This is a genomic window from Pseudoflavonifractor sp. MCC625 (genome assembly GCF_018784545.1).
GTDB lineage: Bacteria > Bacillota > Clostridia > Oscillospirales > Oscillospiraceae > Pseudoflavonifractor_A > Pseudoflavonifractor_A gallinarum.
Map to the genome: position 1 here is coordinate 156,495 of NZ_WQOJ01000030.1, position 24,027 is coordinate 180,521.

Below are 24,027 nucleotides of genomic sequence, written 5' to 3' on the forward strand. Positions count from 1 at the left end.
ATGCTGGAACGGATGGTCACGTCGTCGGTGTTGATTTTGGTGCTGTGCGCCCTGCGCTTTCTGCTGCGGGGCCGGGTGAGCGCCCGGGTGATGTACGGGCTCTGGCTGCTGGTGGCACTGCGTCTGCTCCTGCCCGTGGGACTGGTGGAGAGCCCGGCCAGTGTCATGAATGTGGTGCCTTCCGCGCCGGTGGTGGAAGAGACGCTGAGTTGGCTTCCGGCCGCACCGGCGGAGAACCCCACGCTCCCGGAGATAGACCCGGTCCTGCCGCAGGCCGATCCGGAGTCCCGGCCGGAGGCGCCTGCCCAGTCTGTGGAAACAGGGGCCGGGCCGGAGCTCTGGCCGGTGGTCTGGGGGGCAGGAGCCTTGGCCGTGGCGGTGTGGTTCCTTCTGGTCAACCTGCGCCTGCGTGTCCGGCTACGGGGGGCGCGGCGGCTGGAGATGGAGGGAAGGGTGCCGGTGTATGTGGCCGAGGGGCTTCCATCTCCCTGTGTAGTGGGACTCTTCCGCCCGGCCATCTATGTGACCCCGCCCTGTCTGGAGGATGAGCGGCGGATGCGCCATGTGCTGGCCCACGAGAGGACCCATCTGCGCCACGGTGACCCGCTGTGGGCCTGGCTGCGGTGCCTGTGTCTGGCGCTCTACTGGTTCCACCCGCTGGTCTGGGTGGCGGCAGCGCTCTCCCGGCGGGACTGTGAGCTGGCCTGTGATGAGGGGACAGTGGCCCGACTGGGAGAGGAGGAGCGCATCCCCTACGGCCGCACTCTGGTGGATCTGGTGGCGGTAGGAGCCTCGCCCAACGACCTCCTTCAGACCGCCACCACCATGGCGGGACGCCGAAGCGCCATCCGGGAGCGGGTAACGCGCATTACCCGCAGGCCCCGCATGCTGGCCGCTGGTCTGGCGGTGGCAGTCCTGGCGGCGGGCATCGCCGCGGTGTGTACCTTTACCGCCCGGACGGAGGAGACGCCCACCCTGGAGGAGCGTCTGGCAGAGCTGCCGGAGGAACTGGCGGACACCGTGGTGCTGGAGCGGAATCCAAGTGAGGACACCCTCCTGGTCTGCTACCATGCACCTGACTACCAGAGCGACTATGGCGGCTATCTCTGCTCCCTCTTTGCGGTGGAGCGGGCATTCTTTGAGCGGGAATACGACAGCCGGGAGATGACCGGCGGCTGGGACTACCTGGGCGTAAGCGGGGAGGGGAAGTACTACATCCTCCAGACTCCCACCGATGTGCAGTTTGACCCAGCCAATCAGGAGAGTTACGTGGCGGCCCAGAAGAAAGTGACAGCGTGGCTGGCCGAGGCGGTGAAAGCATCTGCCGGGACCATTCCCGTGGAGGAGGACCCCCGCTGGCAGTCCTTCCAGGCGGCCTGCACTTTCCCCGGGGAGCACCGGCTGGCCAAAGCAGTGCTGCCGGGCGGGACGGAATACTACTTTGTGCTCTCCCAACCTGTTGAGCAGGGGGAGGAGGGCATCTGGTGTGTAGACCGCTGGATCACCGGGCAGGGCGATAACCGGATCGTCCATCCTCAGGACGCGTACAGCGTCCCCATGGAGGAGTACTATGCCCGGCAGCAGCAGGAGAACCAGGCGGCGTGGTCCGACCCGGAGCAGGTCCTACTGGACTACTGGCAGGAGGCCTTTGGGTGGCAGTATGTCCGGCCGGAGTCCATGGTCCCGGTGACGGAAGAGGAGGTAGAGGCGCTGGTGGACACCCTGCGGCGGGAGAGCGGCACGGAGGTGTCGGCCACCTCCGCCCTTCAGAAGGAGCTGGAGGACCGGAAGGAGCAGCCTCTTTTTTTGACACTGGAGCAGACGGGCGTGGAGACCACTACCCTCCCGCTTTCGCGCGGGGAGCTGCCCCTGGAGGTCCTTACCCAGTCCTATGACTGGTACCCCCAGGCGGGCGGCGAGGAGATGGACAGCGACTATACCGTCACCCTGACCGACGGAGCGGGGTTCTCGCTCCGCGGTACGGCGGGGCGGGCAGAGGTGGCGTGGACTGCGGACGGGCGGACGGACTGGTATCGGACCGAGCCCCGCTATCCCTCGGATACCGATCCCGGGGTGACGGGTCAGCTCCGGCTCTGGTATGACGAACAGGAGGCAAACGTCTACGCCCTTACCCTCCCGGTGGAGGAGGGGGAGGCCCCCGCCCGCACCATGCGGCGGCTGAGCGAGGCTCTGGCCGCCCATATCCGTGGATTGACGCCGGGCAGCTGCTTTGCGGTTTCGGACGCCAGAAGTCTGGGCAGCGGCATCTTTGATGTGGCCGACCAAGGGCAGGATGCCCTGGCGGGGACGGTCAGTCTGGCGCTCTCCATCCCACCGGAGTCGGTGGAGAACTCAATTTATCAGGCCGGTTCCGGGCTGGGTGAGCTCTCCAGCGACTGGACGGGCTGGTACGGCTGGGGAAGAGAGGTCATGCTGCGGCTGGACGGCGCCCGCTGGCAGGTGACCGAGCTGGGCACCGGAGGCATGGCGGTGGATGGAGCGGCCGATCTGGGCTGGGAGCGGGACGGTTTCGCTGGCGGGAGCGTGGCGGTCTATGACGACAGCGCGCTCTGGAGGCAGGTGGAGGAGGCGCTGGACCGGCCGGTGCCGGGCCAAGCACCGCCGGACGGCGATCAGCTTACCCTGATTCCCTATGGGCGGGGAGATCATCCGACAGTCAGCGCCTGGCGGGACAGCGACTTGATTCGGGTGTGCGTTGGAGAGGAGGAGAGCTTCTACGCCGCACCGGGGCTGTGGGAGGTCTTTCAGACGGCATTCGCCCGGCTGGAACGGGAGGAGAGCGTCTCTTTCACGCTGATGGCGGATGGACGCAGCCCCCAGGCACTGGCGGAGGACTGGGCCGGACAGTGGCTTGCCTGGGAGCATGCCAACGCACCCTATGGAGCATATGGGACCAGTGAGATGGCCCGCTGTGTCTTGGGATCACACAGCCAGGACCAGATCTCTTTTTCCGTCTACTTCCGGGACGGTGAGGACCCCCTCGCGGTCCGGCTGGAGCGGGGGGACGGGGTCTGGCACGGTACCTTTACTACCTGACCGGACATTGGAAAGCATTGCCGGAACGGGGACGGTGTGGTAAACTGGTCAAAAAAAGAAAGCGAGGTCTTGCAGGATGAAGCAGGCAGCATTTTTGGGAACAGGAAATATGGGCGGTGCGCTGGTGCGGGCGGCCTGCCGGTCGGTGGGGGCGGAAGAAGTGATCCTTTCCAACCGGACCCCGGCCAAGGCCCAGGCCCTGGCGGATGAGACCGGCTGCTCCGTGGCGGAGGACAACCGGGCTGCGGCGGAGAGCGCCCGCTATCTCTTCCTGGGTGTCAAGCCCCACATGGTGCGCCAGCTGCTGGAGGAGATTGCCCCGGTCCTCACCCGGGGTCAGGTACTGGTATCCATGGCCGCCGGACTCACCACCGAGACCCTGGCCTCCTGGGCCCCGGAAGGGGTCCCCATCCTGCGTATCATGCCCAACACCCCCAGCGCCATCGGAAAGGGGATGACCGCGCTGTGCGCCGCCCCTGGCGTGGCGGAGGAGCACCTGGCGGCGGTGGAGACCATCCTGACCGGGTCCGGCCGGATCGAGCGGCTGGAGGAGCGGCTGATGGACGCCTTTTCGGCGGTGGCCGGATGCGGACCGGCCTTCGTCTATCCCTTCCTGGAGGCCATGGCCGACGGCGGCGTGCTGGCGGGCCTGCCCCGGAAGCAGGCCATGGTGTTTGCGGCCCAGACCATGTTGGGCGCGGCGGCGCTGGTGCTGGAGAGCGGGGAGCATCCGGGCGCCCTCAAGGATGCGGTGTGCTCGCCCGGCGGCTCCACCATTGAGGGTGTGGCGGCGCTGGAGCGGCATGGCTTCCGCGGCGCGGTGCTGGATGCAGTGGAGGCTGCCTGGAAGAAAAACACCGCCCTGGGCAAGGCATAACCGAATCGGAAAACGGGCCGGACCGCTCCAGAGAGCGGGTCCGGCCCGTTTTGGCGTGGAAAAAAGAAATGAGCCTGTACCGAAACGGTACAGGCTCATGATCTTCTTTTCTGTGGTAATCAAATTACACAGCGCGGGTGACCTTACCCGAACGGAGGCATCTGGTGCACACATAGACGTGCTTGGGCGTACCATTGACAACCGCCTTGACGCGCTTCACGTTGGGCTTCCAGGGACGATTGGAGCGGCGGTGAGAGTGGGAGACCTGGATACCGAACACAACGCCCTTGTCGCAGAATTCACATTTAGCCATTCGCTTAAACCTCCTCGCTTGCAGATATCACGCTTCTTAAAGCATCGAACGATATAATAGCAGAAAAGAGGAGAAAATGCAAGAGGGAATTTAAAAAAACTCGATCTCATCTTGTGGGAGAGTTGCCAAAGGGCTGGAAGACGTGGTATACTAATCCCATATTAAGACACGCGCGACTCATTACACGAGCAGGGAGGGACCAGCCATGTCTACGCCGTTGAGCGTCAAGCTAGGTAGTCTCATTGATGAATTCAATCTGGAGGTATTGCGGGGTGCGGAGGGGTACCGCGATCTTCCCATCTCCACGGAGGATATCAACCGCCCCGGTCTTCAGCTGACGGGATTTTTTGATTACTTTGATGCCCAGCGCATCCAGGTGATCGGCTTGGTAGAGAGCACCTATCTGGACGGCATTACTTCGGAGGAGCGGAGCATCCGCTTTGAAACCCTCTTCCAGAGCGAGATTCCGGCGTTCATCATCGCCCGCGGGATGGAGCCCTTCCCCGAGTGCATGGAGATGGCGGAGAAATACAACCGCACCGTGCTGCGCAGCAATGAGACCACGTCGGTGCTCATCAGCGCCATCGTCACGTCCCTGCATAACCATCTGGCCCCCCGGATCACCCGCCACGGCGTACTGGTGGAGGTCTACGGCGAGGGCGTGCTGCTGCTGGGCGACTCGGGCGTGGGCAAGAGTGAGACCGCCATTGAGCTGGTCAAGCGCGGCCACCGTCTGATCGCGGACGACGCGGTGGAGATCCGCCGGGTCAACAACAAGAGCCTGATGGGCACCGCTCCCGAGCTGATCCGTCACTATATCGAGCTGCGGGGCATCGGCGTGGTGGATGTGCGCCGCATCTTCGGTATGATCGCCATTAAGGAAGAGACCGAGATCGACATGGTCATCAACCTGGAGCCCTGGCGCGAGGATGCGGTCTATGACCGTCTGGGACTGGACGAGCTCTATGTGGACATTTTGGACGTCAAGGTGCCCACCATCACCGTTCCCGTGAAGCCAGGCCGTAACCTGGCGGTCATCATTGAGGTGGCGGCCATGAACAACCGCCACAAAAAGATGGGCTTCAACTCCGCGCTGGAGTTCACCAAGCAGATCGAGAGCCATTTTGACCAGGCGATGGGGAATTTCTAAGCCTTCGATACAATAAGAGACAGACCGGGCGACTTGTTGCCTGGTCTGTTTTTTTATTCATATCGATAGAAATATTATGCAAAAATAGGGAGTATAATTTGGAAAAAATGTGCATTGCACTGGGGCGGCACACGCCGTATAATAACAGCCATCGCGTCCAGAATTTGGCGTGAAATCGGAATAGGGCAACATGCCCTCAACAAAGGAGATCGAGAAATGAAACAACCTGTCACTCTGGCTCTGGCCTCCACCCTGATGCTGACCACGCTGGTCGGCTGCGCGGCGGGAGCGGCCCAGACTTCCGGGGCGGACACGACATCCCTTGCGGATGCCAAACCGACTGCGGCCCAGACCGCGGAGAATTTCAGCGATGAGATGAAGATCGAACACGCCGTGGACCTCTCCCCCGAGGACGGAGCCGACTCCGTCGAGCGGGCGGGAGATCACGAGGACTCCCCCTACTTCAAGCATCCGGATTTCTACAATATGGAATCCACCGATACCCTTACCATCCTGCCCAAGTTCAAGACCATTCAGCAGACCAGCGAGTGGAGCTGCGGCGTAGACGCCATCCTGATGGCCATGGACTACTACGGCAAGCTGGGCGACTGGAATGAGGAGAGCCTGGCCGCGCTGCGCCATGAGCTCACCGGCGAGATGGCAGGGTATCCGGGCACCACTCTGAAGCAGGCCATGGATATTCTGGACGGCGTGGGCGGTTTTGAATATATTACCAGCCTGGACTATGAGGATGTGTACAGCGAGGTCACGCTGGAGACCTTCCAGCAGTGGCTGAGCGAAGGCAAGCCCATCCTGGTGGCCTGGAACGACTGGGGCGGCCACTGGCAGGTCATCATCGGCTATGACACCATGGGGACCGAGACCACCCAGGACGACGTCATCATTGTGGCCGACTCCTACGACACCACCGACCACAACCAGGACGGCTACGGCATCTATCCCGCCGAGCGGTTCTACTACAATTTCACCATGTATGACTCCTTCACCGAGGAAGAGGGCGGAAACGATATGCTCTTTATCGTCCCCACTCCTACGGAGGCTTGATGGAAGCCCCCGGGACCACATAGGTCCCGGGGGCTTTTACACTACCAGGGAGCGGTGTAACGGGCCTCGGCCAGGGGCCAGGCGAGCAGGGAGAACCAGCGTTCCACGTAGTCGCCCCGGCGGTTGCGCACGTCCAGATAGTAGGCGTGTTCCCACACGTCCAGACAGAGCAGGGGGCGCAGGCCCAGAGTGAGGGGGCAGTCCTGGTTGGGCAGGGCCAGGAGGGACAGCGCGCCCTCCCGGTCGGAGACCAGCCAGGCGTAGCCCGAGCCGAAGAGGGTGCGCGCGGTCTCCGCCATCTGCCGCTTCCAGGCGAAAAAGGACCCGAAATCCCTCTGGATGGCCTCGGCCAGTGCTCCGGAAGGCTCTCCTCCGCCGCTGGGAGAGAGACCGGCAAAATACAGAAGGTGGTTGTACACCCCGCCGGCGCTGCGGCCCACCGGGACACGGTCCTGGGCGGGCAGGCTGTCCAGGTCCCGGAGCAACTCCTCCAGAGTCTTGCTCCGGCCGGCCTCGCAGTCCTCCAGCGCCCGGTTGAGCTGCTCCACGTAGGAGCGGAGGTGCTTGTCGTGGTGAAAGCAGAGGGTCTCCTCCCCGATGGCGGGGCACAGCTCGTCATAGCCGTAGGGGAGTGGGGGAAGGGTGTAGGGATAGCGCAGATCCATCCTTGCATACTCCTTTCAGGGGGGCGGTTGTGTTTCCGGTGGTTTTGCGGTATACTAAATCGTTACAGGCGCGCCGGGTGCGCCCCCTGTGAGATACCAATATATGCGGGTCTGCCGCAAGCCATACAAGAGGGAGACTGGGACCATGAAACAGGAACGCGGATATGCGAAAGTGACCATCACGCCAAAGGGAGAGCGAGCCCTGCTGGGCGGACACCCCTGGGTGTACGACGGGGAGATCGTCTCCATCGAGGGCGCGTATGAGAACGGCGCTCTGGTGGATGTGGTGAGCGGAAAGGGCCGCTACCTGGGCACGGGATTTCTCAGCGAGACCTCCCGGATCCGGGTGCGTCTCATCTCCCGCAACGCCAACGACCGGTTTGACGAGGCCTTCTGGGAGCGCCGGGTGCGCTACGCCTGGGAGTACCGCAAGACGGTCATGGGGGAGGATACCGACTGCTGCCGCATCATCTTCGGGGAGGCCGATTCCTTCCCCGGACTCACGGTGGACCGGTTCCATGATCTGCTGGTGACCCAGACCCTCTCGCTGGGGATGGAACTGCGCAAGGAGATGATCTTCCCCCTGATCTATAAAGTGCTGACCGAGGACGGACAGACCATCCGGGGGATCTATGAGCGCAACGACGTGGCCATCCGGGCCCACGAGGGGCTGGCGGAGAACAAGGGATGGTTCCCTCTGGAGGGAGTCCCGGTCCCGGAGAGCCCCCGCACCGCCATCGTGGAAAACGGGGTGGAGTACGCCGTGGACGTGGAGAACGGACAGAAGACCGGCTTTTTCCTGGACCAGAAGTACAACCGCCAGGCTGTGGCCCGGCTGGCCCGGGGCAAGCGGGTGCTGGACTGCTTTACCCACACCGGCTCCTTTGCCCTGAACGCCGCCAAGGGGGGCGCGGCCCATGTGACCGCCGTGGATGTGTCTGAGCTGGCGGTGGAGATGGCCCGGGAGAATGCCCGGCGCAACGGCCTGGAGGGGATCATGGACTTTACGGCGGCCAATGTGTTCGACCTTCTGCCTGCTCTGGAGGAGAAGGGGGGCCATCCCTACGACTTCATCATCCTGGACCCGCCCGCCTTCACCAAGAGCCGCAAGACCATTGACGCCGCCGCACGGGGCTATAAGGAGATCAACTACCGGGCCATGAAGCTGCTCCCCCGGGGCGGCTATCTGGCCACCTGCTCCTGCTCCCACTTCATGGATGAGGAGCGGTTCGTGCGGATGCTCCACAGCGCGGCCCGGGACGCGGGCGTGCAGCTGCGGCAGATCGAGGCCCGCCAGCAGTCGCCCGACCATCCCATCCTGTGGAATGTACCCGAGACCAATTACCTGAAATTCTACCTGTTCCAGGTGGTATAAAGGAGAACGACCATGGATTATTTTCACTTGAACGCCTCCCGCGACCAGATCGCCGGGATCAGCAACCTGGGCCTGGCCCATCTGGGAGACGCGGTCTTTGAGGTGATGGTGCGCTCCTGGCTGTGCCTGCACGGCAAGGCCAGCGCCCGGGGCCTCCACAAGGCCACCGTCCGCTATGTGGCCGCCCCTGCCCAGGCCCAGGCGGTGGAGCGGATCCTCCCCCTGCTCAGCGAGGAGGAGGGGGACGTCTACCGCCGGGGCCGCAACACCAGCCCCCACTCGGTCCCCCAGAAGGCCAGTCGGGCGGAGTACCAGAGTGCCACCGGACTGGAGGCCCTCTTCGGCTGGCTCTATTTGCAGGGGCGGACCGAGCGGCTCAACGAGCTCTTTGCCCATATGATGGAGGAGTGACCCATGCCCTTGGACGCCATTTGCCTCTCCGCCGTGGCGGAGGAGCTGCGCGCCGCCCTGGTGGGCGGGCGCATCGATAAAGTATATCAGCCCGGCCGGGACGAGGTGGTGCTGGCCGTGCGGGGCAGCGAGGGGAACGGAAAGCTCCTCCTCTCGGCCAGCCCCAACCAGCCCCGGGCCCAGCTCACTACCGTCAGCCGGGAGAACCCGGGCACGCCCCCCATGTTTTGTATGCTCCTGCGCAAGCACCTGACCGGGGGCCGCATCCTGGAGATCGTCCAGCCCCCCATGGAACGCCTGCTGGACTTCCGGCTGGAGGTCCTGGACGAGCTGGGAGACCGGGTGGAGCGGCGTCTGATCCTGGAGTGTATGGGCCGCCGGGCCAACCTCATCCTGCTGGACGGGGAGGGGCGGATCGTGGACTGCCTGCGCCGGGTGGACGGAGATCTTGCCTCCAACCAGCGGCAGGTATTGCCCGGGATGTTCTACCGCCTGCCGCCTGCGCCGGACAAGCTGGACCTGCTCGCCTGCTCGGAGGAGGAGCGGGCCGCCGCCCTGGAAAATCCCATGGGGAAGAGTCTGGACAAGCTCCTGCTGGACGCCTTTACGGGCATCTCCCCCCTCATCGCCCGGGAACTGGTCTTCCGGGCCGGGGAGGATCCCGCCGCACTGCGGGAGGAGCTGGAGAAATTCCGCACGGAGGTGCAGGAAAAGCGCTTTGCGCCCTATCTGCTGGTGCGGGAGGGCCGGGCGGTGGACTTTACCTTTCTGCCCATCCTCCAATACGGACCGGAGACTGAGTGCCGCCGTCAGGAGCGCTTCTCTCCGATGCTGGACGCATTCTATGAGACCCGGGATCAGGCTGAGCGGGTGCGCCAGCGGGGCCAGGACCTCATCAAATCGGTGACCAGCGCCCGGGATCGGGTGGCCCGTAAGCTGGCCAACCAGGAGCGGGAGCTGGAGGCCACTCTGGACCGGGAGCGGCTGCGGGAGCTGGGGGACATCATCACCTCCAATCTCCACGCCATGCACAAGGGACAGAGCGTACTGCGGGCGGTGGACTTCTATGACCCGGAGTGCCGGGAGGTGGAGATCCGGCTGGATCCCCTCCGCACTCCCCAGCAGAACGCCGCCAAATATTATAAGGATTACAACAAGGCCAAGACCGCCGAGGAGATGCTCACCATCCAGATCGAAAAGGGTGAGAAGGAGCTGGAGTACCTCAACAGTGTGCTGGAGAACATCACCCTGGCCGAGGGCGAGCGGGATTTGCAGGAGATCCGGCAGGAGCTGGCCGACACCGGCTACCTCCGCCGGGGCAAGACGGCCGCCAAGCGGGAGAAGCGGGTGTCGGGCAAGCCCATGGAGTTCCGCTCCTCCGCGGGGCTGCGGATCTCGGTGGGCAAGAACAACAGTCAGAACGACCAGCTCACCACCAAGATGGCCTTCAAGAGCGACATCTGGTTCCACACTCAGAAGATCCACGGCTCCCACGTGATCCTCTGGACCGAGGGAGGGACCCCCGACGTGCAGAGCCTCCACGAGGCGGCGGTGCTGGCGGCCTGGTTCTCCCAGGGACGGGAGGGGAAAAAGGTGCCGGTGGACTATACGCCGGTCAAGTATGTGAAAAAGCCCGCGGGGGCCCGGCCCGGCATGGTGATCTATACCACCTATGAGACCGCCTATGTGGACCCGGACGGGGAACTGGTGAAGCGTCTGCGCGTAAAATAAGAGGAGGAAAGTGCCATGGAGAACTGTCACATTCTGGTGGTAGAGGACGACCCGGACATCAACCGCCTGCTCTGTACGGTGTTGGGGAACGCGGGATACGACTGCCGCCCCGCCTTTTCCGGGAGTGAGGCGGAGCTCTGGGCCACCCAGTACAACTATGACCTGGTGCTGCTGGATCTGATGCTCCCCGGTCTGACCGGAGAGGAATTCATCCAGAAGATGCGCCGGAAAAAGACCATGCCCATCCTGGTCCTCTCGGCCAAGGCGGGCCTGGAGGACCGGGTGAACGTCCTGCGGCTGGGAGCGGACGATTTCATCCCCAAGCCCTTTGACAACGCGGAGGTCCTGGCCCGGGTGGAGGCCCAGCTGCGGCGGTACAAGGAATTTTCCGGCGGCGGGGCGGGGCAGGTCCTCACCCACGGCGCGCTGGTCCTGGACCGGGAGAGCGTGACCGTCACCGTGGACGGAAAGCCCGCCAGCCTGACCGCCCGGGAGTTTGAGATCCTGGCCCTGCTGATGGCCCATCCGAAAAAGGTCTTTACCCGGGAACAGCTCTATGAGCAGGTATGGGGCGGGGAGTTTATGGGGGATGATAATACGGTGAATGTCCACATCTCCAACCTGCGCTCCAAGCTGAACAAGGTCAGCAAGGGGGACTATATCAAGACGGTCTGGGGCATTGGGTTCAAAATGGCGGAGGAGAACGAGTGAGTCCCCGGGCAGAGTTTAGACATTCTTAATCTTTGCTTTATTCGGCTTTATGGACGAGCTGCTACAATGGCATCACAATCAAAAAGGAAGGGTTGATGCCTGTATGGCAGAACAAGTATTGACGACCCGGGGCCTTACCAAGCGCTACGGCCATGCGCTAGCCGCGGATCATATCGATCTGGACCTGGAACGGGGACAGATCTACGGCCTGGTCGGACGCAACGGCGCCGGAAAGACCACCATCATTCGGATGATCACCGCCCAGACCACCCCAACCGAGGGGGAGATCTCCCTCTTTGGGGCACGGGATGAGCGGGAAAACGCCCGTATGCGCGCCCGTACCGGGGCCATGGTGGAGACCCCCAGCTTTTATCCCTATCTGAACGCCCGTCAGAATCTGGAGTATTACCGCATTCAGCGGGGCATCCCGGGGAGGAATGCGGTGGACGAGGCGCTGGAGGCGGCCGGACTGACGGATACCGGGACCAAGCCGTTCAAGCATTTTTCTCTGGGCATGAAGCAGCGCCTGGGCCTGGCGCTGGCCCTGATGAACCGCCCCGACCTCCTGCTCCTGGACGAGCCCATCAACGGCCTGGATCCGGAGGGGATCGTGGAATTCCGGAACCTGCTCCTGAAGCTCAACCGGGACCGGCAGACCACCATCCTGATCTCCAGCCATATTCTGAGCGAGCTTGCCAACCTGGCCACCTGCTACGGGTTCATCGACCACGGCGTGCTGCTGGAGCAGATCTCCGCCGCGCGGCTGAGTGAGAAGTGCCGGGCCTGTCTGGAGCTGCGGGTGGACGATGCCGCCAAGGCGGCCCGGGTCCTGGAGGAAGATTTGGCAACCCGGGACTTTGAGGTGCTCAGTCCGTCGGTCATCCGGCTTTACAGTCATCTGGACCGGCCGGGAGAGGTCACCCGTGCCCTGGTAGGGGCGGGCGTGGGCCTCTCTGCCGTGGAGCCCCAGGGGGCCAATCTGGAGGATTACTTCCTGGGCCTGATCGGAGGTGTCCGCCATGCGTAACTATCTGGCTGCCGAGTGCTTCAAGGTGTTCCGGCGCAAGTATCTCTATGTGGCCCTGGCCATCTGCCTGGCCCTGGAGGGCGTGCTCCTGTGGGGGTATTGGAGCACCTATTCCTGGGGCAATCCGCAGGTCTCCTTTTACTCCACCAGCATGATCGTGGCCCTGCTGCTGACCTTTGGTATGTATGCCACGTTTTTGACAGGAGATGTGGTGTTTTCCGACCAGTACAAGCATACCACCCTGAAAAATGAGGTGTCCTACGGTATCCCGCGGGTACGCATTTATCTGGGCAAGCTGCTGGTCGCCCTGTTGGTAGCACTTGTCGCCTGTGCAGTGCTGGTGGGCTTCTATCTGGCAGGGTGCTGGCTTCTCTTCCCCCACAGCGGAGAGGACGGGCAGGCACTTGCTGTGGTGGGCTACTGCCTGGCCGGGGCGCTGCCGCTGTGGATGGGGGCCCAGGCGGTAGTGCTGGCCTGCTGCTTCCATGTGCGCAGCTCCGCGATGGCGGCCTTCCTGGGGGTCGCGATCCTGGCGGTCCTGCCCAGTGTGTTTCAGGCCTTTGGTATCCTGTTCCACCCCATCTTTGAGACATTGCGGGGCTTTATGCCCGCCGTGATGCTGGAGGAGCTGAGAAATCGTGCCTTTGATGGAGGCTATCTGGCCCGATGCTGGATCACCGGACTGGTCTGGTTCGGTGCTGCCACCGGGATCGGGATTGGCCTGTTCCAGAAAAAGGAGATTCGCTGAGGTGGAAAGGGGGGAGCTTCCATATGTTCAACTATGTCAAGGCGGAGCTGTGGAAGCTCACACAGCGCCCCGCGCTCTTTCTGACCTGGGGCATCCTCTTTCTGCTCATGGTGGTCTATTCCGTCCTTTTGAGCGGGAGAGAGTACAGCAATCTCGTGGCGGCATGCACGGTGGTACTGGTGGCGGGCGTTCTGGTGGCACCTCTGCTGGTGATGCTGGTGGATGACGGCGCATCCGATACCCTGAAGCATGAGGTAGCCTTTGGCCTGAGCCGCACCCGGATCTATCTGGGAAAACTGGTTGCGGTCCTGCTGGCCGGGCTGGCCCTGTGTGCCATCCTGCTGGGGGCCTGCCTCGTCGGGGGGTGGCTGCTGCTGAACCACAGCGATCCGGAACAGGAGTGGACCAATCTGGCGGTGCTGGGTTTTTCTGTCCTGGGTGCGGTGCCCATCTGGTGCGGTATGGCGGGGGTCTGCCATATGGCGGCGCTGGCCATCCGGAACACGGCGGTGTGGATCTGCGGATACTATATTTATTTCTTCTTTGGACAGCCCATTTTATTGGCGTTGGTGGCCATCCTCTTTGCGGGCAACACCTCCTCTTGGACGGCAACCGTTGCCGAGGCGGTTTTTATGCCCTCTCTGCTTCTGACGCCCCGGTTTCTGAGCGGATGGCTGACCTGGACGTATCAGGTCTGGTGTTGGGGCGTGGGCCTGGGATGGCTGGCTGCCAGCACGGCGGCTGGACTGGCTCTGCTGAAACGGAAAGACATCCGGTAGACAGAAAAAACAGGCGCACCCGCGCAAAGCGGGTGCGCCACGATTTGTTTGGAAGGGGAAGGGTCCACAGGCGTGGGCCCTCCTCAAGAAAGGGGAAAGGACCATGTGGATCCTCTGCGGAATCTTGCTGGTGCTGTGCACTGTGCTGGTGTGTTGGTGCCGTATGCAGAACCGCTCTCTCCGCTCGGCGGTGGAGCAGCTTCGGCAGCTGGAGGAGCAGGACAGCGTCTCCCGGGTACGGCTCGAGGCCCCCAATGCCGCGGCGGAAGCCCTCCTGGAGGAGGTCAACCGGCTGCTGGCCCTTCGGCAGGAGGAGCGGGCGGAGGGAAGGGCCCGGGAGCGGGAGCTCCGGCGGCAGATCTCCAACATCTCCCACGATCTGCGCACCCCGCTGACCTCCATTTTGGGCTACCTCCAGCTTCTGGAGGAGGGCGGCCTGACCGAGGAACAGCAGACGGAATATCTGGGCGTGATCCGGGGCCGGGCTCAGACGTTACAGCGGCTCATCACCAGCTTTTATGATCTCTCCCGGCTGGAGGGCGGGGAATTTCCGCTGGAAAAGCAGCGGGTGGACCTGAGGGCGGTCTTTTCCGAGCTGCTGGCTTCCTTCTATACCGACTTTACCGAGGCGGGGTTTGAGATGGAGGTGGATCTGCCCTCCGATCTGCCCCCCGTCCAGGCCGACCCGGGGGGCGTGCTCCGGATCGGAACCAATCTGCTGCGCAATGCGCTGGACCACGGCGCCGGTCCCATGTCCATCCGTCTGTGGCAGGAGGGGGGCACGGTCGTCAGCTCCTTCGCCAATGCGGCCCCCGGGCTGGAGGCGGAGGATGTGCCCCGGGTGTTTGAGCGGTTTTTTACGGCGGATAAGATGCGTACCGGACGCAACACCGGGTTGGGCCTTGCCATTGTCAAGACCCTGGGGGAACAGATGGGATGCACCGTTACCGCATCCGGAGATCAGGCGCGCTTTGAGATCCGGATCACCTGGCCCAGGTGGCGGGAGAGAGGGTGAGGCTCTCCGGTCAGGAGACCGGGTCCAGCCGTCCGGTGGCGGGGTCCATCAGAAAGCCGCGCACCACCAGGCCGTCCGGCATGAGCGGGTGGGAGACGATCTGCTCCACGGTGGCCCGGACGGAGTCCTCCGCACTGTCAAAGCCGGTGAGCCAGCGGCGCAGGTCAATGCCGCAGCTCTCCACCAGACGGATGCGGTCCTCGGAGATACCGCGCTCCCGCATATGGCGGAGCATTTCCTCGCCGTCCATGTGCTGCACTCCGCAGTCGTAGTGGCCCACCACCATGATCTCCTCCACGCCCAGCTCATAGACAGCGATGAGGAGGCTGCGCATGATGCTTCCGAAAGGATGGCTGACTACCGCGCCGGCATTCTTGATGAGCTTGACATCCCCGTTGCGCAGTCCCAGCGCCGCGGGGAGCAGTTCCGTGAGCCGGGTGTCCATACAGGAGAGGACCGCCAGATGCTTGTCGGGATATTTACTGGTCTGATAGGGGGCATACCGCTCCTGAGAGACAAAGGAGCGGTTATAGCGCAGGATCTCATCGATCATATCAGGACCACCGCCTTTCACGAGATTGACTGTATTATCATACTCTTTTTGGAAAACAATGTAAAGAGCGGGCGGCGTGTTGCGGATTGCCTGCGGAGCGATTGTAGAAATAGAGAAAAAGCTCTGATAATTTCTTGACAAAGTTATGGGAAACTGCTATCTTTTCTTAGAGGATAAGAACTCATAGGACTTGAAACGGAGCAGAAGGCCGTTTTTATTAAACTTGTGAGTCTTATTTGTTGAGTTTAGAGAGTCCGGCGGGACCCTGTTCTGCCGGAAAACGAGACGGATGGCCCCGGCTCCGCTGTCCAGCCCCACCGAAGGGAAACGGGATGGTCTGGAAACGTGCGGGCATTGGCCGAGTCGGAGGAAAGGAAAGATCAAGGTATGGTTAAAGTCGTGAGAAAGAAGGTCCTCAATCCCAGCGTGACCCTGCTGGAAGTCGAGGCCCCCATGATCGCCAAGAAGGCACAGGCGGGACAGTTCATCATCCTGCGTCTGGATGAGGAGGGCGAGCGTATCCCCCTCACCATCGGCGATTATGACCGCGAGAAGGGCACCATCACCATCATGTTCCAGAAGGTGGGCCTGACCACGGAGCTGCTGGGCGACCTCAATGAGGGTGATTATATCCGGGACTTCGTAGGCCCCCTGGGCCAGCCCACCCGCCCCGAGCTGGGCGATGTGAAGCGGGTGTGCGTGGTCGGCGGCGGCGTGGGCTGCGCCATCGCCTATCCCCAGGCCAAGAGCCTCCACGCTGAGGGCATCCAGGTGGACGTCATCGCCGGTTTCCGCTCCAAGGACATCGTGATCCTGGAGGAGGAGTTCAAGGCCGCCTGTGACAACTTCTACCTGACCACCGACGACGGCACCTACGGCGAGAAGGGCTTTGTCACCGACAAGCTCAAGGCCCTCATCGAGGCCGGCAACCAGTATGACGCTGTGATCGCCATCGGCCCCGTTCCCATGATGAAGTTTGTCTGCAAGACCACCGAGCCCTTCGGCATCCACACCCTGGTGAGCCTCAACCCCATCATGATCGACGGCACCGGCATGTGCGGCTGCTGCCGTGTCACGGTGGGCGGCGAGATGAAGTTTGCCTGCGTGGACGGCCCCGACTTTGACGGCCACAAGGTGGATTTTGACGAGCTGATGAACCGCAACTCCGTGTACCGCGAGCGTGAGGCCAAGGAAAAAGAGCGCCACACCTGCCGCATGGAGACGCTCGCCAAGAACATGATTCACTAAGGGAGGTCGAAGAAAATGCCGAACATGAGCATGACGAAGAATCCGATGCCGGAGCAGGATCCCGGCGTCCGTAACCATAACTTTGAAGAAGTGGCCATGGGCTACACCGCCGAGATGGCCATCGACGAGGCCAAGCGCTGCCTGAACTGCAAGAACAAGCCCTGCGTCAACGGCTGCCCCGTGAACATCCGCATCCCTGAGTTCATCGCCAAGGTGGCCGAGGGCGACTTCCAGGGCGCCTATGACGTCATCACCAGCACCAACGCCCTGCCCTCCATCAGCGGCCGCGTCTGCCCCCAGGAGACCCAGTGTGAGTGCCACTGTGTCCGCGGCATCAAGGGCGAGCCCGTGGCCATTGGCCGTCTGGAGCGCTTCGTGGCCGACTGGTACCGTGAGAACGTCAACGCCATGCCCGAGAAGCCCGCGTCCAACGGGATCAAGGTGGCGGTGGTGGGCTCCGGCCCTGCCAGCCTGACCTGCGCCAGCGATCTGGCCAAGAAGGGCTATCAGGTCTCCATCTTCGAGGCCTTCCACACCGCCGGCGGCGTGCTGGTCTACGGCATCCCCGAGTTCCGTCTGCCCAAGGCCATCGTGCAGAACGAGGTCGACAAGCTGTGCGCTCTGGGCGCGGATCTGGAGTGCGACGTGGTGGTGGGCCGTACCTACACCATCGACGAGATGTTTGAGGACGGCTACAAGGCCGTGTTCGTCGGCTCCGGTGCCGGCCTGCCCATGTTCATGGGTATTCCCGGCGAGGCTCTGGCCGGCGTGTACTCCGCCAACGAGTACCTGACCCGCATCAACCTGATGAAGGCCTACCGCGAGGGCTATGACACCCCCGTGAAGGACGCCAAGGCCGTGGCCGTCGTGGGCGGCGGCAACGTGGCCATGGACGCCGCCCGCTGCGCCAAGCGCATGGGCGCCAAGGTGTATGTGGTCTACCGCCGGGATGAGGAGGCCATGCCTGCCCGCCGGGAGGAGATCCATCACGCCAAGGAAGAGGGCATCGAGTTCCTGTTCCTCAACAACCCCGTCAAGATCCTGGATGATGGCCACGGCAAGGTCCGCGCCATGGAGTGCGTGAAGATGGAGCTGGGCGAGCCCGACGCCTCCGGCCGCCGCCGTCCGGTGGAAATCCCCGGTTCCAACTTTGAGCTGGAAGTGGACACCGTCATCATGTCCCTGGGCACCAGCCCCAACCCCCTGATCCGCTCCACCACCCCCGGCCTGGAGGCCAACAAGAAGGGCTGCCTGGTGGCCGATGAGGAGACCATGGCTACCAGCCGTGAGGGCGTGTACGCCGGCGGTGATGCCGTGACCGGCGCCGCGACCGTGATCCTGGCCATGGGCGCCGGCAAGAAGGCCGCTGCCGCCATGGACAAGTACCTGCAGGAGAAGTACGGCAAGTAATCCGGCTGACCCCTAAAACAACAGCGCGCCGCAGAGTCAAAGCTCTGCGGCGCGTTTTTGCATGTTACCAGGGAAGGAAGCTCCCGGTCTCCCGGTTTTCCAGTACGTTGAGCGCACCGACCAGAAGCTGGGCGGCCTCCGCCCGGGTCAGGGTGTTGGAAAGGGTAAGTGTGCCGTTGGACTCGGCCTGAAGGACGCCGCAGCTCTCCAGATTGGCCGCCGACTGGACCGCCCAGGCGGGCGCGCCGGTCAGATCCACGCCGAAAGTGGGCTGCGCCACGTCGGTGACCTGGAGCACCCGGTTGAGCAGTACGCTGGCCTCGGCCCGGGTCACGAGGGCCTGGGGCTGGAACACCACCTGTCCGTCGGCGCTCTGGGTCCCCTGGACCAGTCCTGCTTTGAGGGCGGAGGCCACATAGGGCTTGGCCCACTGGGGAATGGAGGTGTCGTCGGCAAAGCCGGTGCGGCTCACGTCCTCCAGGGCCTCCAGCCCGGTGGTATCCATCACCATAGCCACGAACTGGCTGCGGGTCACAGGCAGATCAGGCTGGAAGAAGTAGGAGTCCCCCATACATTCCCCCACAAAGATCCCCTCTTCGGCCAGACGAATGGCGGCGTTGGCGGCGGCGTGGCCGTCCATATCCGCATAGGTGACCTTGGTGGCCGGCTTCTCGATGGTGATGGTCACCTTGGCCGGAGCGGAGGTGTTGCCCACCGAGTCCACGGCCACGTAGGTGAAGGCGTCTTTTCCGGTCTTGCCCTCATAGGGCGTGTAGGTGAAGGTATTCTCCCCCTCGGCGGGCATGGTCACCGCGCCCCGGGCCGGCTTGCTGACCAGCTGGTAGGAGAGCAGATCTCCCTCGGGATCGGTGGCGGAGAACGGTGCGGTGAGTACGGTGTTTTTATAGGTGGAGAGCTCCAGATGCTGGGCCACCGGGGTGTTGTTCTCAGCGGAGAGAAGGTAGAGCCCTACCTCCACCTCCCGGCCGGACACACCGTTGGAGAAGACCGGGGCAAAGGTAAACTGCGAGGTGGCCGCGGTGGGCTGAGTGGAGGCGAGAAAGCGCAGTCCATCCACCGCGTCCATGGAGACGGAATCCCCCACGTTCAGCGGGATACCGGCCAGGGTGAGCACGCCGGCTGCGGCGTCGGGAAGGGAGGAGATGACCACGGCGTCCAGGGCCACATCTCCGTCGGCGTCCACCCGAAAATCCTCGGCGGAGAAGGAGATGGACTCTCCGGGCAGGCCGTTTTTGGCAAAGGCGGCCACCGTGGCCTCTCCGACCGATGTCTCCTCCTTGCCCCAGAACAGAAAAGCGGAGGCGGGAAGGGAGAAGGTCAGGGTGAGGGCGCACAGCGCACCCAGGGATACCAGGCGGCGGGTCAGTGCGGAATGCTTCAAAGAAAAAACCTCCTTGTTTGGAAAAATGGGATCACCCACAGTCTTTCCCAAAACAAGGAGGTTATGCGGTTTTTCCTATAATTTGCTCCGGTCCCGTAGCCAGCTGGGGAGGGAGCGCATTTTTACGCTGGATACGATGCCCATGGCGGCAAACATGGTGATGATGGAGGAGCCGCCGTAGCTCACGAAGGGGAGGGTCAGACCCACCACGGGGAAGATATACAGGCACATGGCGATGTTGACGCCCACCTGAGCCAGGAGCATTCCGGCATATCCCATCACCAGGTAGGCCGACTGGGGGGAACAGGCCCGCCGGGCCACCCAGATGCAGCGCAGGATAATGGAAGACATCAGGAGGAGCAGGAACACGCAGCCGATAAAGCCGAACTCCTCACCACAGACGGCGAAGATCTCGTCGTTGTACCGGGCGGGCAGGCTGGTGGCATAGGCGCTCTGGGTCAGGTTGCCGTTGAGGTAACCCATGCCGGTGAGCTGTCCGCTGCCGATGGCGGTGATACTCTTGGTCTGCTGCCACCCGGTGTCCATGGTCTGATCGTAGAGGGTATCCGGGTTGCCGGTGATGTGGTCCACCACCACCTTGATCCGGCGGAAGAAATAGATGCCGCTGAACTTGTCCCAGAACAGAACGATCAGCACCACCATGGCGGCAAAGAGCAGGATGGCCAGGACAAACCAGCGCTTCTTGACACCGGACACCCAAGCCACCACCACGAAGATGAAGAGATAGGTGAGTCCCATGCCGAAGTCGCCCGAGGCCACCGCGATCAGGCCGAACATCATCAGGGTATGTCCTGTGATCTGCATGACCGAGGGAATGGAGCTGATGTCATGCCCCTGGCTCTGGATGCGGCTGCACTGCCAGGCCAGTAGCAGGATAAAGGTGAGCTTGACGATCTCCGCAGGCTGGAGCTCAAAGGGGATACCGGGGATAGAGAGCCAGCTGCGGTTGCCCGTGCCGTGGTCCACACCGATGGGGGTGCGGGTGAGCAGCACAAAACCGATGTTGAAGGCCAGAAGAAACTTCCAGGATTTTTCGGTAAAAAGCTCCACGTCCACCGAGGACATCACAATATAGACCAGCACGCCCAGCACAATCGCGATGGACTGGACCGGCATGAAGCGGGTGCTCTCGGTATAGCGGGATGCGCTGTAAATGAGCACCAGTCCAAAGCCGCTGGCAGCCAGGCAGAGGGAGAGGAGCACAAGGTCGCCCTTGCGGAAAAACTCTTTCAGGGAATCGGTGAGCCAGGACAGAGAAAACGGCCTCCTTTCCAAATCGAACCAATCAGAAATCCGGAGCGCTTCCGCCGGGAAGCTCCGAGGAACGGCTCTTATCATATCACCTTTTTGGAGAGACGTAAACCGTTTTGCGCTTTCTTCAAAGATATGTTATAATATCCCCGGTTTGAAGGAGCGTGAATCCATGGAATATGTTTCCAATTGTGTGGACGATACCGAGGCGCTGGGGGAGGCCTTGGCGCGGGTGCTGACACCCGGGTCGGTGGTGGCCTTTTCCGGAGACCTGGGGGCGGGCAAGACGGCCTTTACCCGGGGGCTTGCCCGGGGCCTGGGCATCGCAGAGCGGGTGACCAGTCCCACCTTTACCATCGTCAACGAATATGAGGGCGGCCGTCTGCCGCTGTTTCACTTTGATATGTACCGCCTTGGCTCGGAGGAGGAGCTCTTTGACATCGGCTGGGAGGACTATCTGGCCCGGGGCGGCGTGTGTGCCGTAGAGTGGAGCGAAAATGTGGAGCGGGCCCTGGAAGCGGGCTGTATCCGGGTGGATATCCGCCGGGGAGCAGGAGAGGACCAGCGTCTCCTCACCATCACCGGGGCCCCCGCGCTCACGGAGAAGGAGGGGAGAGCATGAAGATTTTGGCACTGGAATCCTCGGCCACGGCCTGTTCCGTGGCGCTGTGTGAGGAGGAGAAGCTGGTCGCCCAGTCCTTCCAGAACAACGGCCTGACCCACAGCCGCACGCTGATGCCCATGCTGGAGCATATGCTGGACAGCTGCGCTTCTACCCTGGATGAGATCGATCTCATCGCGGTGGCGGCTGGTCCGGGCTCCTTTACCGGGCTGCGGATCGGCGTGGCGGCGGCCAAGGGACTGGCCTGGCCGGCGGAAAAGCCCTGTGCAGGGGTCTCCACCCTGGAGGCCATGGCCTGGACCATGGCCCACACCGGCGGGGAGATCTGCGCCGTGATGGACGCCCGGCGCAGCCAGGTCTACAATGCCTGCTTCCGGGGAACGGGAGAGGGACTAGAGCGCCTCACGCCCGACCGGGCCATCGGCTTGCCGGAACTGGCGGCCGAGTTAAAAAACAGGGAAAATCCGCAAATTCTGGTTGGAGACGGCGCGCTTTTATGTTATACTACGTTTAAGGAACAGGGGCTGGATGTCCATTTGGCGCCGCCCCATCTGCGCTATCAGAGCGCCTGGGGAGTTGCCCGGGCGGCACTGGAGCAGGCCCGAACCGGGGCGCTGACCGACGCGCAGGGCCTGGTCCCTGTTTACCACCGCCTCTCTCAGGCGGAACGGGAGCGGCTGGAAAGGCTCCGGGCGGAGGAAGCCGCTGAGAAAACAAGATAAAAGGGGAAGATACCATGGACATGGAAAAGGTACACATTCTGGACCACCCGCTGCTGCAGCACAAGCTCTCCATCCTGCGGGATGAGCGCACCGGCTCCAAGGAGTTCCGGGAGGTCGTTTCCGAGATCGCCACCCTTATGTGCTATGAGGCCACCCGCGACCTGCCGCTGGAGGAGGTCGAGATCAAGACCCCCATCACCACCGCCAAGTTCAAGACCCTGGCGGGCAAGAAGCTGGCCATCGTTCCCGTGCTGCGGGCCGGCCTGGGCATGGTGGACGGCATTCTGGAGTTGCTCCCCGCCGCCAAGGTGGGCCACATCGGCCTGTACCGGGATCCCGAGACCCTGGAGCCCGTGGAGTACTACTGCAAGATGCCCAACGACATTGCCGAGCGTGACATCATCATCCTCGATCCCATGCTGGCTACCGGCGGCTCTGCCTCCGCGGCCATCCAGTTCATCAAGAACTATGATGTCAAGCACATCAAGCTGATGAACATCATTGCTGCCCCCGAGGGCATCGAGCGGGTCCACAAGGATCATCCCGACGTGGAGATCTATGTGGCTGCTGTGGACGAGAAGCTCAACGAGCACGGCTACATCGTGCCCGGCCTGGGCGATGCGGGCGACCGTATCTTCGGCACCAAGTAAGAATATCACACTGGATGAAGGGACGCCCCCGGTATATGCGCGGGGCGTCCCTCTTTTTATGGCGGGATGAGAGAATATGAATGGATTGATTGCGTTTCTGCTGGTTCTGGCGGCCCTGGGACTGCTGGATCAGCTGCTGGGCGGCCGGATGGGACTGGCGGAGCCCTTTGGACGGGGTGTGGACTCCATGGGCAGGCTGGCCATCTCCCTGGTGGGGCTGTACTGTCTGGGCATCACCGCGGTGCGGGGCAATACCCAGGCGGTGGCGGCTCTCGCCGGAGTGCTTCCCTTTGACCCCTGCGTACTGGTGGGCTGCATCCTGGCCCCTGACCTGGGCGGGTGGTCCATTGCCCGGGAAATGGCGGGGAATCCGGCGGTAGGACGGTTTGCCGGTGTGATCGTCTCCTCCACACTGGGCTGTGCTCTGAGCTTTGTGCTGCCCCTCTCTCTGGCCGGGATCGGGCGGGAAGAGGTGGGAGCCATGATGCGGGGGCTGGTGCTGGGGATCGTCACCCTCCCTGCCGCCCTTCTGAGCGGAGGCATTTTGCTGGGCGTGGGATGGGGGGAGCTGGCAAGGACCTGTGCCCCTATTCTGCTGGTCTGTGCGGGGCTCTGCCTGGCCCTCTGGAAGGCCACCGGCCCCACCACCCGGGTGCTTCTGCTGCTGGGCAACGGGGTGCGGGCGCTGAGCTTTGTGCTCTTCGCGCTGGTGGTGCTGGGACTCTTTCTCCCGGCGTGGAATCTCTCGGAGCCGGGGTTGGCGGAGGAGGCCCTTGTGGTGGTGCTGAAGATCACCGCGGTGGTCTGCGGGGCCATGGTGCTCTCCCGGCTGATCCTGGCCTGGTGCCAGGGGCCCATCCGGCGCCTTGCGGGCTGGATGGGTGTGAATGAGTCCGCGGCGGTGGGCCTGATTTTGAGCCTGGCCACCAGTCTCTCCATGCTCCCTCTGTTCAGCCAGATGGACCCCAGAGGAAAGGCCATGAACGCCGCCTTTTCCGTGTCGGGCGCCTTTGCCCTGGGGGGACAGATGGCCTTTATCGCCAGCGTGGAGCCGGGAGCGGTGGTGGCGGCCTTTGTGGCCTCCAAGCTGCTGGGCGGCGTGTGCGCGCTGGGCGCAGCGGCCCTCTTCTATCCGCGGGTCAAGCCGGAGGGACAATAAGGGGTCAGATGCCTTGATAAGAAAATTTCAAAAACTAAACTGCCAAGTCTTGACAATGCCTCCGT

The 24,027-nt window shown here is 62.9% G+C and carries 22 protein-coding genes and 1 pseudogene; 18 read left to right on the top strand and 5 right to left on the bottom strand.

The annotated features are described in order from the left end of the window. Together GPK94_RS08075 and proC are read left to right on the top strand one after the other, a co-directional pair. On the top strand, nucleotides 1–3,057 hold the full coding sequence (locus GPK94_RS08075; RefSeq protein WP_215655482.1) for a M56 family metallopeptidase: 3,057 nt from the start codon (nucleotides 1–3) through the stop codon (nucleotides 3,055–3,057). Between the two features lie 64 nt (nucleotides 3,058–3,121). Next, nucleotides 3,122–3,934 (top strand): annotated as a pseudogene (gene proC / locus GPK94_RS08080) (pyrroline-5-carboxylate reductase); the annotation flags it as partial. Between the two features lie 124 nt (nucleotides 3,935–4,058). On the opposite strand, the gene rpmB reads toward proC, so the two are convergent. Next, a complete protein-coding gene (gene rpmB / locus GPK94_RS08085; RefSeq protein ID WP_101693494.1) occupies nucleotides 4,059–4,247 on the bottom strand; it encodes a 50S ribosomal protein L28 in 189 nt (62 codons plus the stop codon). 205 nt (nucleotides 4,248–4,452) lie between these two features. On the opposite strand from rpmB, the gene hprK reads away from it, so the two are divergent. Further along, nucleotides 4,453–5,397, top strand: a complete 945-nt coding sequence (hprK, locus tag GPK94_RS08090; protein WP_101693493.1) for an HPr(Ser) kinase/phosphatase — start codon at nucleotides 4,453–4,455, stop codon at nucleotides 5,395–5,397. A 216-nt stretch (nucleotides 5,398–5,613) separates the two neighbouring features. Then, nucleotides 5,614–6,462, top strand: a complete 849-nt coding sequence (locus GPK94_RS08095) for a C39 family peptidase (RefSeq protein WP_186962795.1) — start codon at nucleotides 5,614–5,616, stop codon at nucleotides 6,460–6,462. Between the two features lie 41 nt (nucleotides 6,463–6,503). On the opposite strand, the gene GPK94_RS08100 is transcribed toward GPK94_RS08095, so the two are convergent. Beyond that, nucleotides 6,504–7,127, bottom strand: a complete 624-nt coding sequence (locus GPK94_RS08100) for a superoxide dismutase (protein WP_215655485.1) — start codon at nucleotides 7,125–7,127, stop codon at nucleotides 6,504–6,506. Nucleotides 7,128–7,272: 145 nt separating this feature from the next. Here GPK94_RS08100 and GPK94_RS08105 point away from each other — a divergent pair, with 145 nt between their 5' ends. From GPK94_RS08105 to GPK94_RS08140, 8 genes are all read left to right on the top strand, one after another. Further along, entirely contained in the window at nucleotides 7,273–8,502 is a 1,230-nt protein-coding gene (locus tag GPK94_RS08105) for a class I SAM-dependent rRNA methyltransferase (RefSeq protein WP_215655486.1), read from the top strand. Between the two features lie 12 nt (nucleotides 8,503–8,514). Continuing rightward, a complete protein-coding gene (locus GPK94_RS08110) occupies nucleotides 8,515–8,913 on the top strand; it encodes a ribonuclease III domain-containing protein (RefSeq protein WP_101693489.1) in 399 nt (132 codons plus the stop codon). 3 nt (nucleotides 8,914–8,916) lie between these two features. Further along, on the top strand, nucleotides 8,917–10,644 hold the full coding sequence (locus GPK94_RS08115) for an NFACT RNA binding domain-containing protein (protein WP_215655488.1): 1,728 nt from the start codon (nucleotides 8,917–8,919) through the stop codon (nucleotides 10,642–10,644). 15 nt (nucleotides 10,645–10,659) lie between these two features. Next, on the top strand, nucleotides 10,660–11,355 hold the full coding sequence (locus GPK94_RS08120) for a response regulator transcription factor (RefSeq protein ID WP_101693487.1): 696 nt from the start codon (nucleotides 10,660–10,662) through the stop codon (nucleotides 11,353–11,355). Between the two features lie 103 nt (nucleotides 11,356–11,458). After that, on the top strand, nucleotides 11,459–12,382 hold the full coding sequence (locus tag GPK94_RS08125; RefSeq protein WP_215655490.1) for an ABC transporter ATP-binding protein: 924 nt from the start codon (nucleotides 11,459–11,461) through the stop codon (nucleotides 12,380–12,382). Continuing rightward, entirely contained in the window at nucleotides 12,375–13,130 is a 756-nt protein-coding gene (locus tag GPK94_RS08130) for an ABC transporter permease (protein ID WP_215655491.1), read from the top strand. Before GPK94_RS08125 ends, GPK94_RS08130 begins: the two co-directional genes overlap by 8 nt. 23 nt (nucleotides 13,131–13,153) lie before the next feature. After that, nucleotides 13,154–13,909 (top strand): ABC transporter permease subunit, encoded by a 756-nt coding sequence (locus GPK94_RS08135; protein ID WP_215655493.1) that lies wholly within the window; start codon nucleotides 13,154–13,156, stop codon nucleotides 13,907–13,909. Between the two features lie 103 nt (nucleotides 13,910–14,012). Further along, entirely contained in the window at nucleotides 14,013–14,924 is a 912-nt protein-coding gene (locus GPK94_RS08140; protein ID WP_215655495.1) for a HAMP domain-containing sensor histidine kinase, read from the top strand. 10 nt (nucleotides 14,925–14,934) lie between these two features. On the opposite strand, the gene GPK94_RS08145 is transcribed toward GPK94_RS08140, so the two are convergent. After that, nucleotides 14,935–15,477 carry a carbonic anhydrase gene (locus GPK94_RS08145; protein ID WP_195278295.1) on the bottom strand — a complete coding sequence of 181 codons (543 nt, stop codon included), beginning with the start codon at nucleotides 15,475–15,477 and terminating at the stop codon, nucleotides 14,935–14,937. A gap of 387 nt (nucleotides 15,478–15,864) precedes the next feature. Here GPK94_RS08145 and GPK94_RS08150 point away from each other — a divergent pair, with 387 nt between their 5' ends. Further along, nucleotides 15,865–16,725, top strand: a complete 861-nt coding sequence (locus GPK94_RS08150; RefSeq protein WP_186962791.1) for a sulfide/dihydroorotate dehydrogenase-like FAD/NAD-binding protein — start codon at nucleotides 15,865–15,867, stop codon at nucleotides 16,723–16,725. A gap of 15 nt (nucleotides 16,726–16,740) precedes the next feature. Then, nucleotides 16,741–18,135 carry an NADPH-dependent glutamate synthase gene (gene gltA, locus GPK94_RS08155; protein WP_193537619.1) on the top strand — a complete coding sequence of 465 codons (1,395 nt, stop codon included), beginning with the start codon at nucleotides 16,741–16,743 and terminating at the stop codon, nucleotides 18,133–18,135. A gap of 64 nt (nucleotides 18,136–18,199) precedes the next feature. Here the strand turns inward: gltA and GPK94_RS08160 are convergent, their stop codons facing one another. Beyond that, on the bottom strand, nucleotides 18,200–19,537 hold the full coding sequence (locus GPK94_RS08160; protein WP_193537617.1) for an S-layer homology domain-containing protein: 1,338 nt from the start codon (nucleotides 19,535–19,537) through the stop codon (nucleotides 18,200–18,202). A gap of 75 nt (nucleotides 19,538–19,612) precedes the next feature. After that, nucleotides 19,613–20,833: an FtsW/RodA/SpoVE family cell cycle protein gene (locus tag GPK94_RS08165; RefSeq protein ID WP_252192548.1), complete on the bottom strand. Its 1,221-nt coding sequence runs from the start codon at nucleotides 20,831–20,833 to the stop codon at nucleotides 19,613–19,615. A gap of 148 nt (nucleotides 20,834–20,981) precedes the next feature. Here GPK94_RS08165 and tsaE point away from each other — a divergent pair, with 148 nt between their 5' ends. The 4 genes from tsaE to eutH all read left to right on the top strand — a co-directional run bounded on the left by tsaE (nucleotide 20,982) and on the right by eutH (nucleotide 23,962). Further along, nucleotides 20,982–21,431, top strand: coding sequence for a tRNA (adenosine(37)-N6)-threonylcarbamoyltransferase complex ATPase subunit type 1 TsaE (tsaE, locus tag GPK94_RS08170; RefSeq protein ID WP_186962788.1), 450 nt, complete (start codon nucleotides 20,982–20,984; stop codon nucleotides 21,429–21,431). Next, nucleotides 21,428–22,153 (top strand): tRNA (adenosine(37)-N6)-threonylcarbamoyltransferase complex dimerization subunit type 1 TsaB, encoded by a 726-nt coding sequence (tsaB, locus tag GPK94_RS08175; protein WP_252192549.1) that lies wholly within the window; start codon nucleotides 21,428–21,430, stop codon nucleotides 22,151–22,153. Before tsaE ends, tsaB begins: the two co-directional genes overlap by 4 nt. Before the next feature lie 20 nt (nucleotides 22,154–22,173). Next, nucleotides 22,174–22,803, top strand: a complete 630-nt coding sequence (gene upp, locus GPK94_RS08180) for a uracil phosphoribosyltransferase (RefSeq protein WP_101694001.1) — start codon at nucleotides 22,174–22,176, stop codon at nucleotides 22,801–22,803. Nucleotides 22,804–22,879: 76 nt separating this feature from the next. Next, nucleotides 22,880–23,962 carry an ethanolamine utilization protein EutH gene (gene eutH / locus GPK94_RS08185; RefSeq protein ID WP_215655496.1) on the top strand — a complete coding sequence of 361 codons (1,083 nt, stop codon included), beginning with the start codon at nucleotides 22,880–22,882 and terminating at the stop codon, nucleotides 23,960–23,962. Nucleotides 23,963–24,027: the final 65 nt, after the last annotated feature.

What these genes read in the sequence shown, in the direction of transcription:
- hprK (WP_101693493.1), top strand. Translation starts at nt 4,453, where the DNA reads ATGTCTACGCCGTTGAGCGTCAAGCTAGGTAGTCTCATTGATGAATTC.
- GPK94_RS08130 (WP_215655491.1), top strand. Translation starts at nt 12,375, where the DNA reads ATGCGTAACTATCTGGCTGCCGAGTGCTTCAAGGTGTTCCGGCGCAAG.
- GPK94_RS08075 (WP_215655482.1), top strand. Translation starts at nt 1, where the DNA reads ATGCTGGAACGGATGGTCACGTCGTCGGTGTTGATTTTGGTGCTGTGC.
- tsaB (WP_252192549.1), top strand. Translation starts at nt 21,428, where the DNA reads ATGAAGATTTTGGCACTGGAATCCTCGGCCACGGCCTGTTCCGTGGCG.
- GPK94_RS08100 (WP_215655485.1), bottom strand. Translation starts at nt 7,127, where the DNA reads ATGGATCTGCGCTATCCCTACACCCTTCCCCCACTCCCCTACGGCTAT.
- GPK94_RS08125 (WP_215655490.1), top strand. Translation starts at nt 11,459, where the DNA reads ATGGCAGAACAAGTATTGACGACCCGGGGCCTTACCAAGCGCTACGGC.
- GPK94_RS08105 (WP_215655486.1), top strand. Translation starts at nt 7,273, where the DNA reads ATGAAACAGGAACGCGGATATGCGAAAGTGACCATCACGCCAAAGGGA.
- GPK94_RS08140 (WP_215655495.1), top strand. Translation starts at nt 14,013, where the DNA reads ATGTGGATCCTCTGCGGAATCTTGCTGGTGCTGTGCACTGTGCTGGTG.
- GPK94_RS08095 (WP_186962795.1), top strand. Translation starts at nt 5,614, where the DNA reads ATGAAACAACCTGTCACTCTGGCTCTGGCCTCCACCCTGATGCTGACC.
- eutH (WP_215655496.1), top strand. Translation starts at nt 22,880, where the DNA reads ATGAATGGATTGATTGCGTTTCTGCTGGTTCTGGCGGCCCTGGGACTG.
- GPK94_RS08115 (WP_215655488.1), top strand. Translation starts at nt 8,917, where the DNA reads ATGCCCTTGGACGCCATTTGCCTCTCCGCCGTGGCGGAGGAGCTGCGC.
- GPK94_RS08120 (WP_101693487.1), top strand. Translation starts at nt 10,660, where the DNA reads ATGGAGAACTGTCACATTCTGGTGGTAGAGGACGACCCGGACATCAAC.
- GPK94_RS08145 (WP_195278295.1), bottom strand. Translation starts at nt 15,477, where the DNA reads ATGATCGATGAGATCCTGCGCTATAACCGCTCCTTTGTCTCTCAGGAG.
- tsaE (WP_186962788.1), top strand. Translation starts at nt 20,982, where the DNA reads ATGGAATATGTTTCCAATTGTGTGGACGATACCGAGGCGCTGGGGGAG.
- GPK94_RS08135 (WP_215655493.1), top strand. Translation starts at nt 13,154, where the DNA reads ATGTTCAACTATGTCAAGGCGGAGCTGTGGAAGCTCACACAGCGCCCC.
- rpmB (WP_101693494.1), bottom strand. Translation starts at nt 4,247, where the DNA reads ATGGCTAAATGTGAATTCTGCGACAAGGGCGTTGTGTTCGGTATCCAG.
- upp (WP_101694001.1), top strand. Translation starts at nt 22,174, where the DNA reads ATGGAAAAGGTACACATTCTGGACCACCCGCTGCTGCAGCACAAGCTC.
- GPK94_RS08150 (WP_186962791.1), top strand. Translation starts at nt 15,865, where the DNA reads ATGGTTAAAGTCGTGAGAAAGAAGGTCCTCAATCCCAGCGTGACCCTG.
- gltA (WP_193537619.1), top strand. Translation starts at nt 16,741, where the DNA reads ATGCCGAACATGAGCATGACGAAGAATCCGATGCCGGAGCAGGATCCC.
- GPK94_RS08110 (WP_101693489.1), top strand. Translation starts at nt 8,515, where the DNA reads ATGGATTATTTTCACTTGAACGCCTCCCGCGACCAGATCGCCGGGATC.